The sequence below is a fragment of the Gordonia sp. NPDC003585 genome (assembly GCF_040610755.1).
Lineage (GTDB): Bacteria > Actinomycetota > Actinomycetes > Mycobacteriales > Mycobacteriaceae > Gordonia.
This window is the reverse complement of the sequence record NZ_JBEXMX010000049.1, coordinates 1-20,804: the sequence shown is the minus strand read 5'-3', so window position 1 is coordinate 20,804 and position 20,804 is coordinate 1. Positions and strand designations below refer to the sequence as shown.

Below are 20,804 nucleotides of genomic sequence, written 5' to 3'. Positions count from 1 at the left end.
TCAATAGCTTATTGAATCTGATTCAGTAAGTGGCTAGGGTCGGTGTGTGTCGACGGTGAGAGGAGGGAATCCGTGTCGGTGACCCAGGGTAAACGCACGCGGATGAGTCCCGAGGCGCGTCGCGAACAACTCATCGAACTCGGTCTGGAGATGGTGTCGGAGCGTCCGCTCGACCAGGTGTCGATCGAGGCGATCGCTGAGGCCGCCGGCGTCTCACGAGCGCTGCTGTTCCACTACTTCGAGTCCAAGCAGGACTTCCATGTGGCCATCGCGGCCACTCAGGCTCGGCAGATGCTCGAGTGCACAGCGCCCGACCCGTCACTCGAGGACCCGCTCGCGATCCTGCAGTCGTCGATGACCGCGTTCATCGACTATGTGAGCGAGAACCGGTCGTCGTACACGACGTTCATGCGCGGTGCCTCAAGTTCGGACGAAGCGATGCGGGCCATCTTCGACGGCACTCGTGCGGTGATGGCGCAACGCGTGCTCGACCATGTTCCCGCGCTCGGCCTCACCGTGACCCCCGTCGTCGAGATGACCGTGCACGGCTGGATCTCGTTTGTGGAGGAGACGACGATCAGTTGGCTCGGTGGTCCCCGGATTTCTCGGGACGAGTTGCTGGCCCTGATCACCGCGGCGTTGCCGGCGTTGGCTGGGGCGGCGGGTGTGGTGGTTCCCGAGGCCTGACCCCCTGAGGTGCGGGCGAAGCGAGCCCCGACCGCACCTCACGGCGGAGGGGCCGTCGCTACTAGGCGAACGCCTCGCCGATGATCTCCTGCTGCTCCACGGCGTGGACTTTGCTGGAGCCCGACGACGGTGCCGACATCGCGCGCCGCGAGATTCGACGCAGGCCGCCGAGCGTGTCCGGGAGCACCTCGGGCAGCCACAGGCCGAGGAACGGCCACGGTCCCTGGTTCGCCGGCTCCTCCTGGACCCAGGCGAAGTCGGTGGCGTTCGGGTACTGCTCCAACGTGTTGCGGAGTCGGCGGTGCGGAACCGGGTAGAGCTGCTCGATCCGGACAACCGCGACGTCGTCGCGATCATCCTTGTCGCGGCGTGCGGCCAACTCGTAGTAGAGCTTGCCGCTCACCAGCAACACCCGCTTGACCGTGCTGCGATCGCCTCCGCCGACATACTTCGGGTCGTCGATCACCGAACGGAACTTGTCGTCGGTGAAGTCTTCGACCGGGGAGACAGCGGCCTTGTTGCGCAGCATCGACTTCGGGGTGAACACGATGAGCGGGCGGCTGATGCCGTCGAGCACATGGCGGCGCAGCAGGTGGAAGTAGCTGGCCGGCGTCGACGGTAGGGCGACGGTCATCGATCCCTCGGCACACAGCTGCAGGAAGCGTTCGATACGCCCCGAGGTGTGGTCGGGGCCTTGGCCCTCGTGACCGTGCGGAAGCAGCAGCACGACGTCGGAGAGCTGGCCCCACTTGGCCTCACCGGAGGAGATGAACTCGTCGATGATGGACTGCGCGCCGTTCACGAAGTCGCCGAACTGCCCTTCCCAGAGCACCAGGGCGTCCGGGTTGCCGACCGAGTACCCGTACTCGAATCCGACCACCGCGAACTCGGACAGCGGCGAGTCGTAGACCATGAATTGGCCACCGCCGTGCTCACCGTCGATGGGCTTGAGATGGTTGAGGGGGGTGTACTCCGACCCGTTCTCCCGGTCGATCAGAACCGAGTGACGCTGCGTGAACGTGCCGCGGCGGGAATCCTGTCCCGACAGGCGCACGGTGCGACCCTCGAGGACGAGCGATCCGAACGCGAGAAGCTCGGCGAACGCCCAGTCGATACCGCCGTTGCGTGATGCCTCCTGCCGGCGGTCGAGCACCGGCTTCACGCGGGGATGCGGGGTGAATCCGTCGGGCACGTTGACGAAGGCATCACCGATGGTCTGCAGGGTCGTCTTGTCGACGGCGGTGACGAGCTTGGTGGGCAGCGTCTGGTCGGATTCGACGGACGGGCTCGGCTCGGGGCGGTACTTCTCCAGTTCTTTGACCTCGTTGAAGACCCGCTCGAGCTGTCCCTGGTAGTCGCGCAGGGCGTCCTCGGCCTCCTTGGTCGAGATGTCACCACGACCGATCAGGGCTTCGGTGTAGCTCTTGCGGACTCCACGCTTGGTGTCGATCACGTCGTACATCGCCGGCTGGGTCATCGACGGGTCGTCACCCTCGTTGTGTCCACGACGGCGGAAGCAGACGAGGTCGATCACGACGTCCTTGTGATAGGTCTGCCGGTAGTCGACGGCGAGCTTCGCCGCCCACACGCAGGCCTCGGGATCGTCGCCGTTGACGTGGAAGATCGGCGCGCCGATCATCTTCGCGACATCGGTGCAGTACTCGGACGAGCGCGAATGCTCCGGTGCGGTGGTGAATCCGACCTGGTTGTTGACCACGATGTGCACGGTTCCGCCGGTGCGGTAGCCGGGCAGCATGGCCAGGTTGAGGGTCTCGGGCACCACGCCCTGTCCCGCGAAAGCGGCGTCGCCGTGCAGCATCAGCGGCAGGATCGAGAACTCGCCCTCCTCGTCGAGCTGGTCCTGCTTCGCGCGGACCAGACCTTCGAGAACCGGATCGACGGCCTCGAGGTGACTCGGGTTGGCGGTGAGCGACACGGTGATCTCGTTGTCGCCGAACATCTGGTAGTACTTGCCCTCGGCGCCCAGGTGATACTTCACGTCGCCGGAGCCGTGCGCCTGCGACGGGTTCAGGTTGCCTTCGAATTCGGTGAAGATCTTCGAGTAGGGCTTGCCGACGATGTTGGCCAGGACGTTGAGCCGCCCGCGGTGCGGCATACCGATGACGACCTCGCCCAGGCTGTGCTCGGCGCTCTGGTCGATGACGGCATCCATCATCGGGATGACCGATTCCGCGCCCTCGAGCGAGAACCGCTTCTGCCCGACGTACTTGGTCTGCAGGAAGGTCTCGAAGGCCTCTGCGGCGTTGAGCTTCGACAGAATGTACTTCTGTTCTGCGACAGGCGGTTTGGAGTGCTTGATCTCCACGCGCTCGCGCAGCCACTTCTGCTGGTCGGGCTCGAGGATGTGGGTGAACTCCACGCCGACGTGGCGGCAGTAGGCGTCGCGCAGAATCGACAGCACGTCGCGCAGCTTCATCTTCTCCTGGCCGTGGAAGCCGCCGACGTTGAAGGTGCGGTCGAGATCCCAGAGCGTCAGACCGTAGGTCAACACGTCCAGATCGGGGTGGCTCGCCCGGGCGTCGCTGTCCATCATCAACGGATCGATGTCGGCCATGAGGTGGCCGCGGCTGCGGTAGGCGGCGATCAGTTCGAGCACTCGGGTGTTCTTGTCGACGGTTCCCGCGGGGATGTCGCGGCGCCACCGGATCGGCTCGTAGGGGATGTGGAACGCGGTGAAGATCTCGTCGTAGAACGCGTCGTCGAGCAGCAGCTCGTGGATCCGTCGGAGGAAGTCACCCGACTCGGCACCCTGGATGATGCGGTGGTCGTAGGTGGACGTCAGTGTCATCAGCTTGCCGACGCCGAGCTCGGCGATCTGCTCGTCGCTGGCTCCCTGGAACTCGGCCGGGTACTCCATGGCGCCCGCGCCGATGATGGCGCCCTGACCCTTCATCAGGCGAGGAACCGAGTGGACGGTCCCGATGGTGCCCGGGTTGGTCAGCGAGATCGTCACGCCGGCGAAGTCGTCGGCGCCGAGTTTGCCGTCGCGGGCGCGGCGGACGATGTCCTGGTAGCCGGAGTAGAACTCGGCGAACCCCATCGTCTCGCATTCCTTGATGGCGGCGACGACCAGCGTGCGGTTGCCGTCCTTGCCGACCAGGTCGATGGCGAGCCCGAGGTTGGTGTGTGCGGGCGTCACCACGTTGGGCTTGCCGTCGACCTCGGCGAAGTGCCGGTTCATGTTCGGGAACGACTTGATCGCCTGCACGATCGCGTAGCCGAGAATATGGGTGAAGCTGATCTTGCCGCCGCGGGTGCGGGCCAGATGGTTGTTGATGACGATGCGGTTGTCGATCATCGCCTTGACGGGCACGGCGCGAACGCTGGTCGCGGTCGGGATTTGCAGCGACGCCGACATGTTTTTCGCGATCGCGGCCGCGGGACCACGCAAGACCTTGTTCTCGTCGGCCGATTCGGACTTGTCGGTCGATGTCGCCGTCTTGGCGACCGGGCGGCTCTGCGACCGCGCCGATCCGTCGCGGCTCGCCACGCTCTGCCCGGAGGCCGCCTTGGTGGCGGTGGCCTCCTTGGCCGGTGCGCTCTTGCGCGCCGCGGGACGGGTGGGTGTCTGGTCGAGGGTGACCTGCTTGGACGCAGAGCCCTCGGACGATGCCTTGGTTGCGGCCGGCTTCGCAGCGGACTTGCTCGCAACAGGTTTGCTTTCGGCGGTCTTGCTCTCGGGAGCCTTACTCGGGGCGGGCTTGTTCGACGAGGCAGTCGCGGGGGCCGACCCGTTGCCGTTGGCGTTCGATCCCGACTCGGCGCCGTTGGCTGACGGCTTGTAGTTCTTCAGCAGGTCGTGCCAACTCGGATCCACCGAATCAGGGTCCTGGATGAACTGCTGGTACATTTCCTCGACCAGCCACGTGTTCTGCCCGAAATCGGATAACGAACTGCTCACAGCGGTATCTCGCCTCAATTCCCAAAAAGGTGCCGGGTTTTCTGCCACCGAGGTCTCTCGTGAAGACTATCGGTGAACCACCTGCAGATGGTACGCGCGTGAAAGCAGTCCGTGCGCACCGACCTGCTACTTCACGGTCAGTTCCACACGTCGTCCACACGAGGACAGAGCCTCGTCATCTGGCTCGGACTTTCACGCTGTCGTGGGGCCGGCGTCGTTGCCGGATGGGCCCACCGGAATCGGCGATTCGTCGGGATCGACACCTGCATCCCAGAACGCTCGATACCTTCCGGTCAACGACAGCAACTCGTCGTGTGTTCCCATTTCGACGATGCGTCCGTCTTCGACAACGGCAATCAGGTCGGCCCGTGCGGCGGTGGCAAGTCGGTGCGCGACGATCACCGACGAGCGACGCCTGGTGACCGCGGCGCCCGCAGCGAGCACGAGCGCTTCGGTTGCCTGATCCAGTGTTGCGGTGGCTTCGTCGAGAAGCAGCAGATCGGGTTCGACGAGTTCGGCACGCGCCAGAGCGACGAGTTGCCGCTGGCCTGACGACAGGCCCTGGCCGCGCTCGCCGAGCGGATGATTCATGCGTCCGGGAAGTGACCGGATCATGTCGATGGCACCGACTGCCGCCGCGGCCCGAGCGATCGTCCGGTGGTCGGCATCGGGCCGGCCGTAGGCGATGTTCTCCGCGACCGTGCCGGTGAACAGGTGTGGTTCCTGGGGGACAAGTCCGAGGCGTTGCCGGTAGGCCGACAACGTGTACTCGCGGATGTCGACGCCGTCCATTCGCACCGAGCCGGAGGTCGGGTCGTAGAACCTCGCCAGCAGTTTGACGATCGTCGACTTGCCTGCGCCGGTGCGCCCGACCAGGGCCACCGACGTGCCCGGCGCAATGGCCAGGTCGAGGTCGGTGAGTGCGTCGCCGGCGGCACCGGCGTAGCGGAACGAGACGTGATCGAGCGTGGCAGCCCCGTCGAATCGGGCCGGGCCGGGTTCGGTGGCCGACGGCGACGCGGCCAGCGAACTCGGTGTCGACACCAGATCGCCGATCCGTCGCAATCCCACGGCGGCCTGCTGGTACCCGTCGAAGACCTGCGTGAGCTGCTGCACCGGGCCGAACAGCATCGCGAGATAGAGAATGAAGGCGACCAGGGTGCCGGCCGACATCGCGCCCGTCGACACCTGATGGGCACCCACCGCGACGGCGACGGCGGTCGCGAGATCCGACATGAAGGTGATGAACGGGAAGTAGATCGAGATCGCGCGTTGGGACACCATGCGCGCGTGCACCCAGTCAAGGGTCCGCGTGGTGAATCGTGCGTCGGCGACCGCGACGTGACGGTAGGTCTGCGTGGTCTTGATGCCGGCGATGTTCTCTTGGAAATCTGCGTTGACCGCACTGACGAGTTCGCGGGACCGGGTGTACGCGCGCGCTGCGATGCGCCGGAACACCACGGTGGCCACCACGACGACGAGAAAGACCGGGAGGATCAGCGCGCCCAGGACCGGGTCGGTCACGACGAGTGCGATCGTGACGCCGATCAGCGTGAGTGCGGCGACGATGGCCGAGGAGAGGCCGGTCTGCAAGAACGTCGACAGCGCGTCGACGTCGGTGGTCATGCGGGTCATGATGCGGCCCGACAACTCACGCTCGTAGTAGTCGAGTCCGAGGCGTTGCAGGTGCGCATACGAGCGGATGCGCAACCCGTACAGGACTCGCTCGCCGGCCCTTGCCGAGGTGATCGTCACCGCCGAGGTCGCCACCCAACCCAGGCCCACGAGCGCCACACCCACCCCGGTGGCCCACCACAGTGTCGCCTCGTCGGCGTTGGTGGCAGCGTCGATCACGGTCCTCGCGAGGGTCGGGAACATCAGCCCGATCAGGGTGTCGGCGGCGATCGCCACGATCGCGGCGACCATCAACCACCGGACCGGTCGAAGGATGCCGCGCAGAGTGAAGTGCGGGTTCTCCCGGCGCGCGGCGACCGTGTCGACCTGCGGGTCCTCGGTTGCCGGTGGCAGCGCGGCCACCGCCTCGGTGAGTGCGGGCGTGGCAGGCATCGACCCGAGGGCGGAACCGATGCCCGGGCCGCGTCCCATGCCGCCGGTGGCCGGGGCCGGATTCCGGATCGGTCGAGCCGGGGCGTCGGCGCCGGTCGGAACCCGATCGGGCCAGAGATCCTCGGCGGAGTCGGGAGACATGGTGATACCGGCCGGGACCTCGGGCATCGTGGGTGACACCGGCGCCATGAGGTCACGGAAGCGTGGTGACGTCGTCTCGAGTTCGGCCACGGTGCCGACCGCGGTGATCACGCCGCCCTCGATCACGGCGACACGATCGGCGAGGGTCAGGGTGGAGCGTCGGTGGGCCAGAACGAGCATCGTACGGTGCTGGGCGCGGAGACCGCGCAGGATGCGGGCCTCGGTGGCGGCGTCGACCGCCGACGTCGCGTCGTCGAGGACGAGGATGCGTGGGTCGGCGAACAAGGCGCGTGCGAGGGCGATGCGTTGACGTTGTCCGCCGGACAGGGTGAGTCCTCGTTCGCCGACGACCGTCGCGTACCCGTCCGGGAGGTCGTCGATGAACTCGGCCGCGTCGGCGCGTTGTGCTGCGTCGACGACGCGCTTCATCACCGCCGCATCCACGTCCTCGGCGGCGACGTCGAGCGCGATGTTCGCGACGATCGTGTCCGAGTAGAGGAACGGCTCGTCGAAGACCACCGCGAGCGCGTGGTGCAACGCGTCGGGGGCCAGCTCCGACACCGGATGGCGGCCGTCGGCACCGACGATGTCGATCGACCCGGCGTCGGGTGTCAGGTATCCGCTGACGAGGTCGGCCAGCGTCGACTTGCCCGAGCCGGGCGGCCCGACGATGGCGACGCATTCGCCGGGTGCGATGCGCAGATCCACGCCGTCGAGGACCGCCGGTTCGGAATCGGGATCGTCGTATCGGTGGTGTCCGAAGCGGACGGCGTCGAGTTCGAGTCCGAGTGGTCCCGGCGGCAGTGTGCCGGTGTTGCCGATCGCCGGGTCGCGGGGATGCTCGGTCACGTCGAAGACACGCTCGACCGCGGCTCGCGCCAGCTGTGCGTTCACCACCAGGTTGGTGAGGAGTCGGGCCATGGCGGTCATGCTCGCCACATACGTCGTGAAGGCGAGAAAGGTTCCGGTGGTGATGTGGCCATCCATCGTCAGATAGCCCCCCACGGCGATCACCGCGACCATGCCGATCTGCGGGATCGCGGCCATGGTCGGTGCGAATCGTGCGTTGATCCGGGCGGCGCGCAGTCGCCGTGCGTAGAGTGCGGCACCGAGGTCGACGAGTTCGTCGACCGCGCGCTGCTCCTGCCCGAAGCCCTTGACGACGCGGACACCCGTGACCGTCTCCTCGACGTGCTGCGCGACGTCGGCAGCGGCTTGCTGAGCCGACCATGTGGCAGCGAACAGACGCCGACGAGTACGCCAGATGACCAGTGCAACAACGGGAATGATGAGCAATGTGACGGCGGTCAGCAGAGGCGACAGGTAGGCCATGATGCCGATCGCGATGACCACCTGGACCGCGGCGCCCGCCGACAGGGGAACCATCGCCAGCAGCCCCTGCAGGATCTGGAGATCGGAGATCGAGCGGGAGACGATCTGCCCGGTCCGGATCTCGCGCTGCGCCAGGCCATCCAGATGCAGCAGCGTGTCGAGCAGTCGCAGGCGCAGAGCGTTCTGCACGTTGATGGACAGCCGGCCGGCCGTGATGCGGCGTCCGTACTGGCAGGCGTACCGGACGAAGGCGAGCACCACGAGCATCGTCACGATCGCGGTGATGGACAGCCCGTGGGTCGCGACGCCGGTGGCGTTGTCGACGGCGGCCTTCGCCAACAGGGGAGTGGTGAGGTCCACCGCGACGGCGATCGCGGTGGCGATCAAGGTCGTGACGACCAGCCGCCGGTACTTCCACGATTCGGCGGCCAGGCGTCGGATCCATCCGGGTGATGTCGCGTCGGCCGCTCTCTCCTCCGACGGGGACGGCTGGACTTCGTTGTCGAGGGCCGTCGTCACCACCGGCGCACGGGCGGCAGGCCGGCGTCGTACACGACCGTCGAATCGACATGCCACGCGACCGGCGGGGGTCCGAAGACCTGCCGGGAGTTACGCACCACTCGTCGGCCGATCGCCCGACTGCCGGCACCACCGATGACGGCGCCGATCCCGGCGGGCATCAACTTGCCGAGCACCAACGGCGCCTTGCGATATGCGTACTTGCGCGACAGTTTGGCGACGAGCTTCTTGTTGAGTTTGGTGATCGCGCTCTGCGGGACCGACGAGCGGCCGAGTCGGCGCAGCACGCCTCCCCGGGTCCCGACCACGCGTCCCAGCGCGAGCACACCCTCTTCGCCGAGCGCGACGGTGAGCACCAACGTCTTGCGTCTTTCGTTGTCGTGCAACGGAATTCCATGGACCTCGGCGATTGCCAAGGCAAGTAGCGCGGAGGCCTCGATGAAGAAGGCCGATTCGCCCGTCATCGCACCGAGTGCGGTCATCGTCCCGACGCCCGGGATGGCCGCAGTGGCACCCACCGCGCCGCCCGAACCGGTGACGGCGTGCAAGTAGCGCTTCTCGAGACGTCGGATGAGTTGCGCGGGTGAGTCGTTCGGGTACTTCGCGCGCAACGATTCGACGTACTTCTTGACCCGGGGGGCCTGGAGTCGTTGGGCGCGGTCGAGCACACCGCCGGCCACCTCGACGGTCCGACGCGACGTCGGAGGTTCGGGCTGTTCCCACTGGGGCTGTTGCATGTTCTGTGGCTGGGGCGGGTATCGGGGGTCGAATGTCATGAGAGGGGTACCCAATCTCGAGCGGGGACGACTTCGGTTGCCGGCGGTGGCCCGGGTGGCGTGCCATCTCCGAATGGCCGTCCGCCGAGTTCTTCGCGATGGTGCGGCGTCAGCCATCCGCGCAGGTCCGGGCCCTTGGGAACGATCTGCGTCGGATTGATGTCGCTGTGCACGATGTAGTAGTGCTGCTTGATCTGGGTGAAATCGGTGGTGTCGCCGAACCCGGGCGTCTGGAACAGGTCGCGAGCATACGCCCACAGAACCGGCATCTCGCTGAGCTTGGTGCGATTGCACTTGAAATGGCCGTGGTAGACGGCGTCGAACCGGGCGAGCGTGGTGAACAGCCGCACGTCGGCCTCGGTGATGGTGTCGCCCACCAGGAATCGTTGCGTGGACAGCCGTTCGGATAGTTCGTCGAGCTTGGTGAACAGGCGGTCGTAGGCAGCGTCGTAGGAGTCCTGGCTGCCGGCGAACCCGCACCGGTACACGCCGTTGTTGACTTCGGTGTAGACGCCGCGGTTCACCTGGTCGATCTCGTCACGCAGGTGTTCGGGGTACAGGGCGGGTGCACCCTCGCGGTGGTAGGCGGCCCATTCCAGCGAGAAGTCGATGGTGATCTGCGGAAAGTCGTTGGTCACCACTTCGCCGGTGGCGATCTCGACGATGGCCGGCACGGTGATGCCCTTGGGGTAGCCGGGGAATCGCTTCTCGTAGGCGTCTTTGAGTCGCGGGATGCCCAGGACCGGGTCGACGCCGCCGGGGTCGAGATCGAAGGTCCACGAGTTCTTGTCGTGCGTCGGACCGCACAGGCCGAGCGAGATCACGTTCTCGAGTCCGAGGAGCCGGCGCACAATCAGCGTCCGATTGGCCCACGGGCATGCACGGGCGGCGACGAGACGGTAGCGACCGGGTTCGACGGGATACCCGTCGCGACCGTCGGCGGTGATCCGGGTCTCGATGTACTTGGTGTCGCGCACGAACTCCTGACCGGTGGTCACATAGCTGCCCTGCTCGGCGTCGCCGTGTGTCGTGCCGGTGTCTCTCGTTCCGCTGTCGGGGGCCATGCCTCACACAGTAATGATCTGTACCGACTCTTGGCATCGGTTGCCCGGCGCGGTATATTCCAGTCGGAATATTTGGTCGGAAACATGGAGTTGGGACATGGGTGAACACGGCTCGGCGCAGCCTCTGCCGCCGATCGCGATGCTGATCCTCGGTTTGCTGGCCGAGCGGCCCATGCATCCCTACGAGATGTTCCAGACCACCGTCGAACGCCGGGAGGACAGGTTGGCCAAGATCCGGCCCGGCACCATGTATCACTCGGTGGACCGTCTGAATTCCAAGGGACTCATCGAGATCCAGGAGGTTCGACGCGAAGGCAATCGGCCCGAGCGGACCGTTTACGCGATCACCGAACACGGACGTGAGGTGCTGACCAGAAGCCTGGAGCAGATCCTTGCCCGGCACCCGGAGGAGTATCCCGAGCTCTATCTGGCTCTGTCCGAGGCGCACGGGTTGCCCCGGGCCCGGGTGATCGAGTTGGTCGGCGAACGAATCGAACGGATGCAGACCGAGCTCGCCGAGTACGAGGCGGCGGTCGCGGTGGCGCAGGCCTGCGGCAAACCGGAGATGTTCCACCTCGACGCCGGCTGCAAGATGGCCACGCTACGCACCCAGATCGACTGGCTCACCGATCTCGTCGACCGCATGCGAACCTCGCGGATCGCCTGGCTCGACGACCCCGACTTCCTGACCACCATCAACGGCCTGCCTGCGGGGGCGGCGGCCGATCCCGAACGCGCACAGAAAGAGAACACACCATGACCACCTCTCCGCCCTCAGCTGGGCAGATCACCAGCCGGCCATGGGTCGCACTGCTGGCGCTCTGTGTCGGCTTCTTCATGATCCTCGTCGACATGACGATCGTCGCGGTGGCGCAGCCGCAGATTCAGGCCGCGCTGGACACCGACGTCAACGGGATCGTCTGGGTGTCGAGCGCCTATCTGCTCTTCTACGCGGTGCCGCTGCTCATCACCGGCCGGCTCGGCGACAAGTTCGGGCCGAAGAACGTCTACCAGCTGGGTCTGCTGGTCTTCACCGCCGCCAGCCTGTGGTGCGGTCTGTCCGATTCGATCGGTGAGCTGATCGCGGCCCGAGCCCTGCAGGGTATCGGCGCGGCGCTCATCACCCCGCAGACGATGGCACTGATCACCCGCATCTTCCCGCCGGAGAAGCGCGGCGCGGCGATGGGTGTGTGGGGCACGGTTGCCGGTGTGGCCACCCTTGTCGGTCCACTGCTCGGCGGCATCCTCACCGACAGTTTCGGCTGGGAGTGGATCTTCTTCGTCAACATCCCGGTCGGCATCGTCGGCCTGGTCCTCGCCGCCGTGCTGGTGCCCAGCGTCGAAACTCATGACCACCAGTTCGACTGGATCGGCGTGATCCTCTCGGCGGTCGGTCTGGCGGCCCTGGTGTTCGGCATCCAGGAGGGTGAGACCTACAACTGGTCGGCGTGGATTTGGGCACTCATCGTGGGTGGCGTGCTGGTGATGGCGTTGTTCGTCTACTGGCAGTCGCGGATTCGCACCGAGCCGCTGGTGCCGCTGTCGTTGTTCCGCGATCGCAACTTCTCGCTCTCCAACATCGGTATCGCCACCATGGGCTTCGCGATCTCCGGTCTGATGATCCCGACGATGTTCTTCCTGCAGCTCGTCGGCGGTATGTCGCCGACCCAGTCGGCGGTGATGATGGTGCCGATGGCCGTGCTCACCGGCGTCCTCGCGCCGATCGTCGGCCGCATCCTGGACCGCGTCCACCCACGCGTGATCATCGCCTCGGCCCTGCTGCTCAACGCCGTCGCGGTCGGACTGCTCGGCATGCTGGCTCAACCGGATACTCCGGTGTGGCAGTTCGTGATCCCGCTCTGCATGATGGGTATCGCGTCGGCCGGGATCTGGGCCCCGTTGGCCGCCACCGCCACCCGAAACCTGCCCTGGCAGCAGGCCGGCGCCGGCGCCGGCGTCTACAACACGACGCGGATGATCGGTTCGGTGCTCGGCGCGTCGATGGTCGGCGCACTGATGCAGACACGACTGGCTGCGGAGCTGCCCAACGTGAACACCAACGAGCACCGGGACACGGTCGCCCAGTTGCCGGCCTTCCTCCGGGAAGGGTTCGCCGACGCCATGGGGCAATCGCTGTACCTGCCGGCCGCGGTGCTGCTGATCGGTGTGGCGGCGACGGTGTTCCTGGTGCGGCCCAAGCACCAGACGCCTCGGGCGGCCACGGAGGCACTGCTCGCCGAAGGTGAGGTGGAGGGAGCAGGCGCGGCCTGAGGACGCGCGTCGTCGCCTCCCGAATCCTGTCGGTGCCCGGCCGTACCGTGTAATCCATGCGGATCTTGCACACCTCGGACTGGCACCTGGGCCGGACCTTTCACGGTGTCGAACTGCTCGACGACCAGCGACGTGCCCTGACGCAGCTGGCCGCGATCGTGGCCGAGGAAGCCGTCGACGTGGTGGTCGTCGCGGGCGACGTCTATGACCGGTCGGTTCCCTCGGCAGACGCGATCGCCACCTACGACGCGGGCCTGGCCGAGATCGCCGCCGCCGGGGCACAGATCGTGATCACCTCCGGCAACCATGATTCGGCGACCCGGCTGGGCTCGGCATCCGCCTTCGCCGCTGCGGGCGGACTGCATCTCCGTACGACGATCGCCGGCATCGACCGTCCGGTCGTCCTGTCCGACCAGTTCGGTGACGTGGCGATCTACGGCATCCCGTATCTCGAACCCGATACCGCGCGTGGCGAACTCGGCGTCGAACAGGATCGCGGGCACAGCGCGGTCCTCGCCGCGGCGATGGATCGGATTCGGGCGGATCTCGAGGGCCGGTCGGCGCGATCGGTGGTCGCTGCACATGCATTCGTGGTGGGTGGCATCGCCTCCGAGTCCGAGCGGTCGATCAGCGTCGGAGGTGTCGAAACGGTGTCCGCAGATACTTTCTCGGGCGTCGATTATGTGGCCCTGGGGCACTTGCACTCGCCGCAGCGGCTCACCGACACGGTGCGCTACAGCGGCTCGCTGCTGCCGTATTCGTTCGGTGAACGTACGCACCGGAAGTCTGTGTGGATCGTCGACCTCGACGCGCGTGGGGTGTCGGAGGTCCGTGCACACGACCTGCCTGGGGTGCGCGAACTCACTTGTCTGCGTGGCACTCTCGACGACCTGCTCACCGACCCGGCCCTGGAATCCGCCACCGACCACTACGTGGAGGCCGCCCTGACCGACAAGGTGCGCCCCGTCGACGCGATGCGCATACTGCGGCAACGCTTTCCGCACGCGGTGCATGTGCGGTGGGAGCGTCCCGAGCAGGGTGAGGGTGTCGACTATCGCTCACGAGTTCGGGGTCGCACCGATGCCGAGGTGGTCACGTCGTTCATCACCGATGTCCGGGACGAGCCGACTCCGGGTGAACTGGCGATCGTCGATCGTGCACTGCGCGCGGTGGTCGGTGAGACCCAGGCGGACGGTGTCGGCGCCAGCGCACCGGAATCGGTTGCTTCGGAAGGGGAGTGGGCCCTGTTTGATGTCGGGGTGGTCGATGTGGCGGAATCCGCGTGAGACTGCACAGACTCCGCATGCGCGCCTTCGGGCCGTTCGCCGAGGACACCGAGGTCGACTTCGATGCGCTGTCCGCCGAAGGCCTCTTCCTGCTGCACGGTCAGACGGGTGCGGGAAAGACGACGGTGCTCGACGCGGTTGCCTTCGCACTCTATGGCCGGGTTCCGGGAGCTCGCGACATCAATCGGCGGCTGCATTCGGATCATGCACGCCCGGAACAGGTCCCGGAGGTCGAACTGGAGGCGACGATCGGTGGGCGCCGGATGCGGATCATCCGCTCACCCGAACACCACCGGCCCAAGAAGCGGGGCCAGGGCACGCGCAAGATCAACGCCTCCGCCACGCTCCACTGGGTGGACGGTTCGGGACCCGATCTGACGCGTTTGCCGGACATCGGCGATGTCGTCGTACGGCTGATCGGTATGAGTGCGGAACAGTTCTTTCAGGTGGTTCTGCTTCCCCAGGGTGAGTTCGCGAAGTTCCTGCGGGCCAGTTCCGAGGATCGGGAACGGTTGCTGGAGAGGCTGTTCGACACCGAGCGCTTCGGTGACCTGGAAGAATGGCTTCGCGACTGTTCGCGTGCGAGCGAGGCGACCGTGACCGAGCGAGTGACAGCGCTCGACCGCATCGCCGGGCAGATCGTCGCGCTGGGAGGGGTGGATGCGCCGCCCGCAGCGCCGGACCTGGACTGGGCGCAGGAGTGTCTCGACGCTGCGCGTTCGGTGTGCGACAGTGAACAGGCGGCCCTCGATGCCGCCAGGGCCGCAGTCCACGTCGCACAGGCCGCACACGACGCAGGAGTGCAGCGCGCCGAACATCGACGCCGAGGGAGGCAGGCCACCGAGCGGCTCGATCAGCTCCGCCTCGGTGAGGCCGATCGCTCGAAGGTGGCTTCGGCTCTCGACGCAGCACGGCGGGCTGCGCCGATCGCATCGCTGATCGACGAGCACGAACATGCCTGTAGCGCTTACGATGCCGCCACCCGCGCATGGGAGAGCGCTCGCGCGGCCATGGCGGCAGTAGCCGGCGGTGAGGCGGTCTGCGACGCGAACGAAGCCGAGTTGCGGGTGGCGGTGGACGGCTGGACCGCCGAGTCCGGTCGGTGGGAACCACTGGCGGCCCGGGTCGCAGAGAGGCCGGCGTTGGTCTCCGACATCGAGACCCTGAAGCGCGACGTCGGTGCCGCGCAGACTCGTCGTGCGGAATTGGCCGGACTGTTGGCGGCGGCTCCTGGTCGCCGTGACCAGGTCCAAGCTGCGCTCACCACGGCGCTCGAGGCGCGTGGGCGAATCCCGCAACTCGAGTCCGAGCGCGAGCACGCCGAACGGATCGCCAGGGCGCTGCTGGCCCGCACGCAGGTCGATCAGTCTCTGCGGCAATCGGATACGGCAGTTCTCGAAGCCCGCGAGATCCACGTGGCCGCCCGCGAGCATCTGCTCGACCTGCGTACACGCAGACTGGCCGGGATGGCCGCCGAACTCGCGGCGGAGTTGGTCGACGGGGAGCCGTGCGTCGTCTGTGGGTCGCAGGAGCACCCGCAACCCGCGCGAGCGGGGGACGCGTCACCCGTCGGCGATGCGCAGGAGTCAAGTGCTGCGAACGCAGAGCAGCGTGCCGCGAAAACACGCGCACGGGCCGAATCGGACCGCGCCGCTCTGGTCGAACGCCGCAAGAGCCTCGACGAGACCGTCGGAGACGCAGACGCCACGGACACCGAGCATCGGCTGCAACGGATAGGTGAACAACTCGCGGATGCGCGTCGTTGCGCCGAAGGTGTTCCGGCGCTGCAGGTTGCGGTCGAGAATGCGGCCGCGGAGTCCGACGCTCACCGGGCAGAGGCAGCCGACCTCGATTCGGCGCAGTCGGCGCGCAATGAACGGTTGTCTGCGTTACGGACCCGTCTGGCCGAGCTCGACGCCGAGGTCCTCGAGGCCACAGGCGGACGCGTCGGAGTGACCGAACGGCGTCGTGAACTGGCCGACCTGTGCCGCCTTGCGGGACAGTTGCGCGATGCCCTGCGGGAGCGGGAGTCGGCCCGGGTCCGGCGTGACGAGATCGCCGCGCGCCTGCGCGATAGGTGTGTCGACGCCGGCTTCGAGGATCATGCCGGCGTCCGGGCCGCACTGGCCCCTGCCCAGCAGATCCAGAAGTGGGAATCGACTTTGCAGCAGGCGATCACGCTGCGCTCGGCCGCGCTCGAGACGCTCGGCGACCCCGACGTGACATCCGCCCTCGAGGGCGATCCGGTCGACACCGGCGCCCTGGCAGCGAGTCTCGCGCTCGCACGCGGCGCGGCAGACAAGGCGGCCAGCAGTCATGCGGTGGCGGCCCGGCGAGCGGCAGATCTGGAGCGATACGTCGCCGAGTTCTGGGCGGCGTCGGATGCGCTGGCGCCGCTGCAGGCCAAGTGCGCGGAACTGTCGGGGCTCGCCGAACTCGTCAGCGGACACGGCCAGAACGCGCGTCGGATGTCGTTGCATTCGTACGTGCTGGCTGCGCGTCTGGAGGAGGTGCTGGTCGCCGCGTCGGCCCGTCTGCACCAGATGTCCTCCGGACGTTACGAATTCGTGCACACCGATGCCGTCGGACCGCGAGGACGCCGGGGTGGCCTGGGTATCGAGGTGCGTGACGAGTACACGGGTGCGGTACGCGCGACGACGACCCTCTCCGGCGGTGAGACCTTCTTCGCATCGTTGGCGCTTGCCCTCGGTCTCGCCGACGTGGTGTCGGCAGAGAGTGGCGGTCGGGTCCTCGACACGATCTTCATCGACGAGGGTTTCGGCACTCTCGATCCGGAAGCACTCGACTTGGTGATGGGCGTCCTCGACGACCTGCGTTCCGGTGGGCGAGTGGTGGGAGTCGTGAGTCACGTCGACGAGTTGCGCGCTCGAATTCCCGCTCAGCTGCAGGTGGTGCGGGGCGACAGCGGTTCGACGGTCCGGATGAGTGAACTGCTGCGCGTGTCGTGAGCAGCCCGATTGGGGATCGCCCGAGCCCGTGCGCTACTCTGTGTTTCGCCCGTTGAGCCCCCGTAGCTCAGGGGATAGAGCGTCTGCCTCCGGAGCAGAAGGCCGCAGGTTCGAATCCTGCCGGGGGCACCACAAAATCTGGGGGAAGAACTTGTTCCCCGGGGTTCTTAGTCGTCCCCTAGAAGTTTCTGGGGGAGGACTCCAAGGGTAGGGGAAGAGTTTCTTCCCCTACTTTCTTCGGCGACGTGCCTGGGTGGAGATCAGTTCATCGGCAACGGCTGCGCATTGCGTTGCGCCAGCATCGTTTTGATGGTGTTGATCTCGTTGCCCTGGGTGTTGATCATCGACGTGGCGAGGGAGCGCACGTAGTCCTCGTCGACGTTCTCCGGGTTCGCGGCGTACTGCATCATCGGCGTGCCGCCCTCGTGGTGGCGCAGCATGAGTTGCAGGAAGTAGGTGTCGGCCTCGGCGCCGCGCAGGCTGTACAGCTTGGCCATCTCGGCCTGAGTCGCCATGCCGGGCATCATCGGCTGATCGGTGGCTGCGGGAGCCGGAGTCCCCGACGGCATCGGCATGCCGCTCATGTCGCCGTGATCGTGATGGTGGCCGTCCTCGGACATACCGCCCATGTCGTGGCCCATCCAGGCCATGTGCTCACCCGGGTTGTCGAGCGGATAGCCCCACCGCGTAAGCCACGACTGCATCTGCCCGATCTCGTTGCTCTGCGTGGTCAAGATGTCGTAGGCGAGCGATCGCACCTGGATGTCCTCGCCGGTGCGGTAGATGATCGACGCCATCTCCACACCCTGCTGGTGGTGAGCCGACATGTCCTGAGCGAAACCGACCGCGGCCGAGTCGGCGGCGGGTCGGTCCTCGGTGCTCGCGTCGTCGGCGAAGCTGGCCTGGATCACCAGCCCGAGTCCGACGCCGACGAGCAGGATCGCCACGCCGGCCAGGGCGAGCAGGAGTCGACTGCGCGAAGCGGGCTCGGCTGCCTCGGCAGATTCGGGCTCGGCAGCGACGGTCGTCGCGTCATCGTGAGATTCAGGGCTCTCGGTCATCGAATTCACCTTCTCCTAGCCGGTCGGCATCGGCTGCGTCACGGGCGCAGCGGGCTTGCCGTCCATCGGGAAGGCGTCCGGCCCGGGCGGGCCCTGGTCGGCCGGCGGCGGGTTCGACGGGTCGAAGCCCGGGGTCGGCCCACAGGTCGCCTGAACCTCGGGGTACGCCGATGCCTGCGGATTCTCGCGGTACACATTGGTCATGGGGTTGCGTCGCAGCGCGGTGATGAACTGGTTCACCCGCGGATCCTTGGCGGAGTCGAGCTTGAGCTGATGTCCCCAGCTCTGCAATGACAACGGCGTGCTCAGGCCCGGGTAGGGCGACATGAACAGGTACTGCTCGCCGCGAACCAGATTCTTGAGGTAGTCGAGATCGCCCGACGAGATCGTGTCCGGGTTGTAGGTGATCCACACCGACCCGTGCTCGAGTGCGTGGACCGCGTTCTCCGAGCGGATCGGGTTCGGGTAGACGATGCCGGTACAGGTCGCCCAGATGGCGTCGTGCGGACCGCCGAACGGCGGCGACTGGTCGTAGGCGACCCGCTTCTCGGTGTGCGTGGCGGCCGGGTAGTAGCGCTTGACGATGCCCTCGATCTTGTCGGAGGGATCGGGATTGGCCGGTGTCGGAACGAACTCGGAGATGGTTTCCGGCGCGATCCGCGCGGCCTCTTCCTCGGCACGCTTGTCGAGGAACCGCGGCACCAGATAAATGGCGAGTCCGGCGACCAATGCGACGACCACCACGACCGCGCCCACCATCATCCAGTCGATGCCGCCCGACGGCGACTTGCCGCTCTTACTGGTCTTGGGGACGTGTGCCCCGGCTTTGCCCGCCATGTATCTCTCTCTGTATCCCGCTACTCGACACCGCGTTGTGTTACCGCTTGGCGCCACCATCGACCACCCCGGGCGCCGTCATGCCACGCGGCGTGGACAGTCTACTTGTGCGCCGACGCGTGCCCGTTGTGGCCACTGGGACCGGGCGATTGTCTGCGTGAGTCGGCGGGCCAATAAGATGGTGCTCTGTGACTCCCGCCGACCTTGCCGCGCTGCTCGCGGCCGTGACACTGACCGTGGTTCGTGACCACGGTCTGGACGAGACGCTCGTACCCGATTCCGTCGGCGTCGAGCGTCCACGTCATGCCGACCACGGCGACTACTCGACCAACATCGCGCTGCAATTGGGCAAGCGCCTCGGCGTTGCTCCGCGCGAGTTGGCCGGGTGGCTCGCCGAGGCCTACTCGGCCGCCGACGGCGTCGAGAAGGCCGAGATCGCAGGGCCCGGGTTCGTGAATCTGTGGCTGGCGGCGGCCGCGCAGAACACCGTGATCACGACGGTCCTCGAGCAGGCCGAACGCTACGGCCGGGGAGACGACCTGGACGGATCGGTCATCAACCTCGAGTTCGTGTCGGCCAACCCCACCGGGCCCATCCACCTCGGTGGCACGCGCTGGGCGGCCGTCGGCGATGCACTCGGACGGGTTCTGCAGGCCCGCGGTGCCGACGTGACACGCGAGTACTACTTCAACGACCACGGCGCGCAGATCGACCGGTTCGCGCGGTCCCTGGAAGCGGCGGCCCTCGGGCAGCCGACCCCCGAGGACGGCTATGCCGGGGCCTACATCGCCGACATCGCGAAGCAGATCGTGTCGCGGGTGCCCGACGTCCTTGACCAAGCGGCCGATGAGCGGGTCGAGACCTTCCGGTCGGTGGGCGTCGTGCTCATGTTCGACCACATCAAGGAGAGCCTGCACGAGTTCGGCACCGACTTCGACGTGTTCACCCACGAGGACAGCATGTTCACGTCCGGCCTGGTGGACGAGTGCATCGCCGAGCTCAAGGCCAACGGCAAGATCTACGAGAAGGACGGCGCCTGGTGGCTCCGGTCCACGGAGTTCGGTGACGACAAGGATCGGGTTGTCATCAAGAGCGACGGCAACGCCGCCTACATCGCCGGCGACATCGCCTATATCCGCGACAAGCGCAACCGCGGCTTCAACCTGTGCATCTACATGCTCGGTGCCGACCACCACGGCTACATCAGCCGGCTCAAGGCTGCCGCGGCCGCGCTCGGCGACGATCCCGACGTCGTCGAAGTACTGATCGGGCAGATGGTGAACCTCGTCCGCGACGGCAAGCCGGTCCGGATGAGCAAGCGCGCGGGAACCGTCATCACCCTCGACGACCTCGTGGAGGCCGTCGGCGTCGACGGCGCGCGCTATTCGCTCATCCGGTCGTCGGTCGACGTCAACATCGACATCGATCTGGATCTGCTCACCAAGCAGTCCAACGAGAACCCGGTCTATTACGTGCAATACGCGCACGCACGTCTGAGTGCGTTGTCGCGCAACGCCGCCGAGCTCGGACTTGCCGCCGACGTCGCGCACATCGATCTGCTCGACGATCCTGCCGAGGGCGAATTGATCCGCACCATCGGCGATTTCGACGAGGTGGTGGCGACCGCGGCGACCCTGCGCGAACCGCATCGCGTCTGCCGCTACCTGGAGTCGCTGGCAGGTGCCTATCACCGCTTCTACGCACGCTGCCGGGTGCTCCCACAGGGCGACGAACCGCCCGCCGACATCCACCGCGCTCGACTGGCGCTCTGCTCGGCGACCCGTCAGGTCCTGGCCAACGGTCTCGACCTGGTCGGCGTGAGCGCACCGGAGCGCATGTGAGCGCGCACCCGGCCGGACCCCGGCACGCCGA

General features: G+C 66.8%; 12 protein-coding genes and 1 tRNA gene. 7 read left to right on the top strand and 6 right to left on the bottom strand.

The features are described 5' to 3' along the window. Positions 1-102: 102 nt before the first annotated feature. Positions 103-687: a TetR/AcrR family transcriptional regulator gene (locus ABZW74_RS14825; RefSeq protein ID WP_355277149.1), complete on the top strand. Its 585-nt coding sequence runs from the start codon at positions 103-105 to the stop codon at positions 685-687. A gap of 61 nt (positions 688-748) precedes the next feature. Here ABZW74_RS14825 and ABZW74_RS14820 read toward each other — a convergent pair whose 3' ends face one another. From ABZW74_RS14820 to ABZW74_RS14805, 4 genes are all read right to left on the bottom strand, one after another. Further along, the gene (locus ABZW74_RS14820) at positions 749-4,609 is read right to left on the bottom strand and encodes a multifunctional oxoglutarate decarboxylase/oxoglutarate dehydrogenase thiamine pyrophosphate-binding subunit/dihydrolipoyllysine-residue succinyltransferase subunit (protein ID WP_355277121.1); all 3,861 of its coding nucleotides are present in this window, start codon (positions 4,607-4,609) and stop codon (positions 749-751) included. Positions 4,610-4,801: 192 nt separating this feature from the next. Beyond that, positions 4,802-8,590: an ABC transporter ATP-binding protein gene (locus ABZW74_RS14815; RefSeq protein WP_355277146.1), complete on the bottom strand. Its 3,789-nt coding sequence runs from the start codon at positions 8,588-8,590 to the stop codon at positions 4,802-4,804. A 74-nt stretch (positions 8,591-8,664) separates the two neighbouring features. Next, positions 8,665-9,405 carry a hypothetical protein gene (locus ABZW74_RS14810; protein WP_240860345.1) on the bottom strand — a complete coding sequence of 247 codons (741 nt, stop codon included), beginning with the start codon at positions 9,403-9,405 and terminating at the stop codon, positions 8,665-8,667. A gap of 35 nt (positions 9,406-9,440) precedes the next feature. Continuing rightward, on the bottom strand, positions 9,441-10,508 hold the full coding sequence (locus ABZW74_RS14805; RefSeq protein WP_355277118.1) for a glutathione S-transferase C-terminal domain-containing protein: 1,068 nt from the start codon (positions 10,506-10,508) through the stop codon (positions 9,441-9,443). 97 nt (positions 10,509-10,605) lie between these two features. On the opposite strand from ABZW74_RS14805, the gene ABZW74_RS14800 reads away from it, so the two are divergent. The 5 genes from ABZW74_RS14800 to ABZW74_RS14780 all read left to right on the top strand — a co-directional run bounded on the left by ABZW74_RS14800 (position 10,606) and on the right by ABZW74_RS14780 (position 17,166). Beyond that, positions 10,606-11,268, top strand: a complete 663-nt coding sequence (locus ABZW74_RS14800) for a PadR family transcriptional regulator (RefSeq protein WP_240860343.1) — start codon at positions 10,606-10,608, stop codon at positions 11,266-11,268. Next, complete coding sequence (locus ABZW74_RS14795; protein ID WP_240860342.1) at positions 11,265-12,779, top strand: MFS transporter; 1,515 nt, start codon at positions 11,265-11,267, stop codon at positions 12,777-12,779. Before ABZW74_RS14800 ends, ABZW74_RS14795 begins: the two co-directional genes overlap by 4 nt. 56 nt (positions 12,780-12,835) lie before the next feature. Further along, the gene (locus ABZW74_RS14790) at positions 12,836-14,065 is read left to right on the top strand and encodes an exonuclease SbcCD subunit D (RefSeq protein ID WP_355277113.1); all 1,230 of its coding nucleotides are present in this window, start codon (positions 12,836-12,838) and stop codon (positions 14,063-14,065) included. Further along, the gene (locus ABZW74_RS14785) at positions 14,062-17,034 is read left to right on the top strand and encodes an SMC family ATPase (protein WP_355277111.1); all 2,973 of its coding nucleotides are present in this window, start codon (positions 14,062-14,064) and stop codon (positions 17,032-17,034) included. The genes ABZW74_RS14790 and ABZW74_RS14785 overlap by 4 nt, the downstream gene beginning before the upstream one ends. A 56-nt stretch (positions 17,035-17,090) precedes the next feature. Further along, positions 17,091-17,166 (top strand) — tRNA-Arg (locus ABZW74_RS14780). Between the two features lie 128 nt (positions 17,167-17,294). Here ABZW74_RS14780 and ABZW74_RS14775 read toward each other — a convergent pair. Further along, complete coding sequence (locus ABZW74_RS14775; protein WP_240860322.1) at positions 17,295-18,095, bottom strand: DUF305 domain-containing protein; 801 nt, start codon at positions 18,093-18,095, stop codon at positions 17,295-17,297. A 15-nt stretch (positions 18,096-18,110) separates the two neighbouring features. Further along, on the bottom strand, positions 18,111-18,932 hold the full coding sequence (locus tag ABZW74_RS14770) for a DUF3105 domain-containing protein (RefSeq protein WP_240860321.1): 822 nt from the start codon (positions 18,930-18,932) through the stop codon (positions 18,111-18,113). A 188-nt stretch (positions 18,933-19,120) separates the two neighbouring features. Between ABZW74_RS14770 and argS the strand changes: the two genes are divergently transcribed. Further along, positions 19,121-20,773 carry an arginine--tRNA ligase gene (argS, locus tag ABZW74_RS14765; protein WP_240860320.1) on the top strand — a complete coding sequence of 551 codons (1,653 nt, stop codon included), beginning with the start codon at positions 19,121-19,123 and terminating at the stop codon, positions 20,771-20,773. Positions 20,774-20,804 lie beyond the last annotated feature (31 nt).

Excerpts from the sequence above, each read along its gene's own strand:
- ABZW74_RS14825 (WP_355277149.1), top strand. The coding sequence starts at position 103 with ATGAGTCCCGAGGCGCGTCGCGAACAACTCATCGAACTCGGTCTGGAG.
- ABZW74_RS14810 (WP_240860345.1), bottom strand. The coding sequence starts at position 9,405 with ATGCAACAGCCCCAGTGGGAACAGCCCGAACCTCCGACGTCGCGTCGG.
- ABZW74_RS14805 (WP_355277118.1), bottom strand. The coding sequence starts at position 10,508 with ATGGCCCCCGACAGCGGAACGAGAGACACCGGCACGACACACGGCGAC.
- ABZW74_RS14790 (WP_355277113.1), top strand. The coding sequence starts at position 12,836 with ATGCGGATCTTGCACACCTCGGACTGGCACCTGGGCCGGACCTTTCAC.
- ABZW74_RS14770 (WP_240860321.1), bottom strand. The coding sequence starts at position 18,932 with ATGGCGGGCAAAGCCGGGGCACACGTCCCCAAGACCAGTAAGAGCGGC.
- ABZW74_RS14795 (WP_240860342.1), top strand. The coding sequence starts at position 11,265 with ATGACCACCTCTCCGCCCTCAGCTGGGCAGATCACCAGCCGGCCATGG.
- ABZW74_RS14775 (WP_240860322.1), bottom strand. The coding sequence starts at position 18,095 with ATGACCGAGAGCCCTGAATCTCACGATGACGCGACGACCGTCGCTGCC.
- ABZW74_RS14800 (WP_240860343.1), top strand. The coding sequence starts at position 10,606 with ATGGGTGAACACGGCTCGGCGCAGCCTCTGCCGCCGATCGCGATGCTG.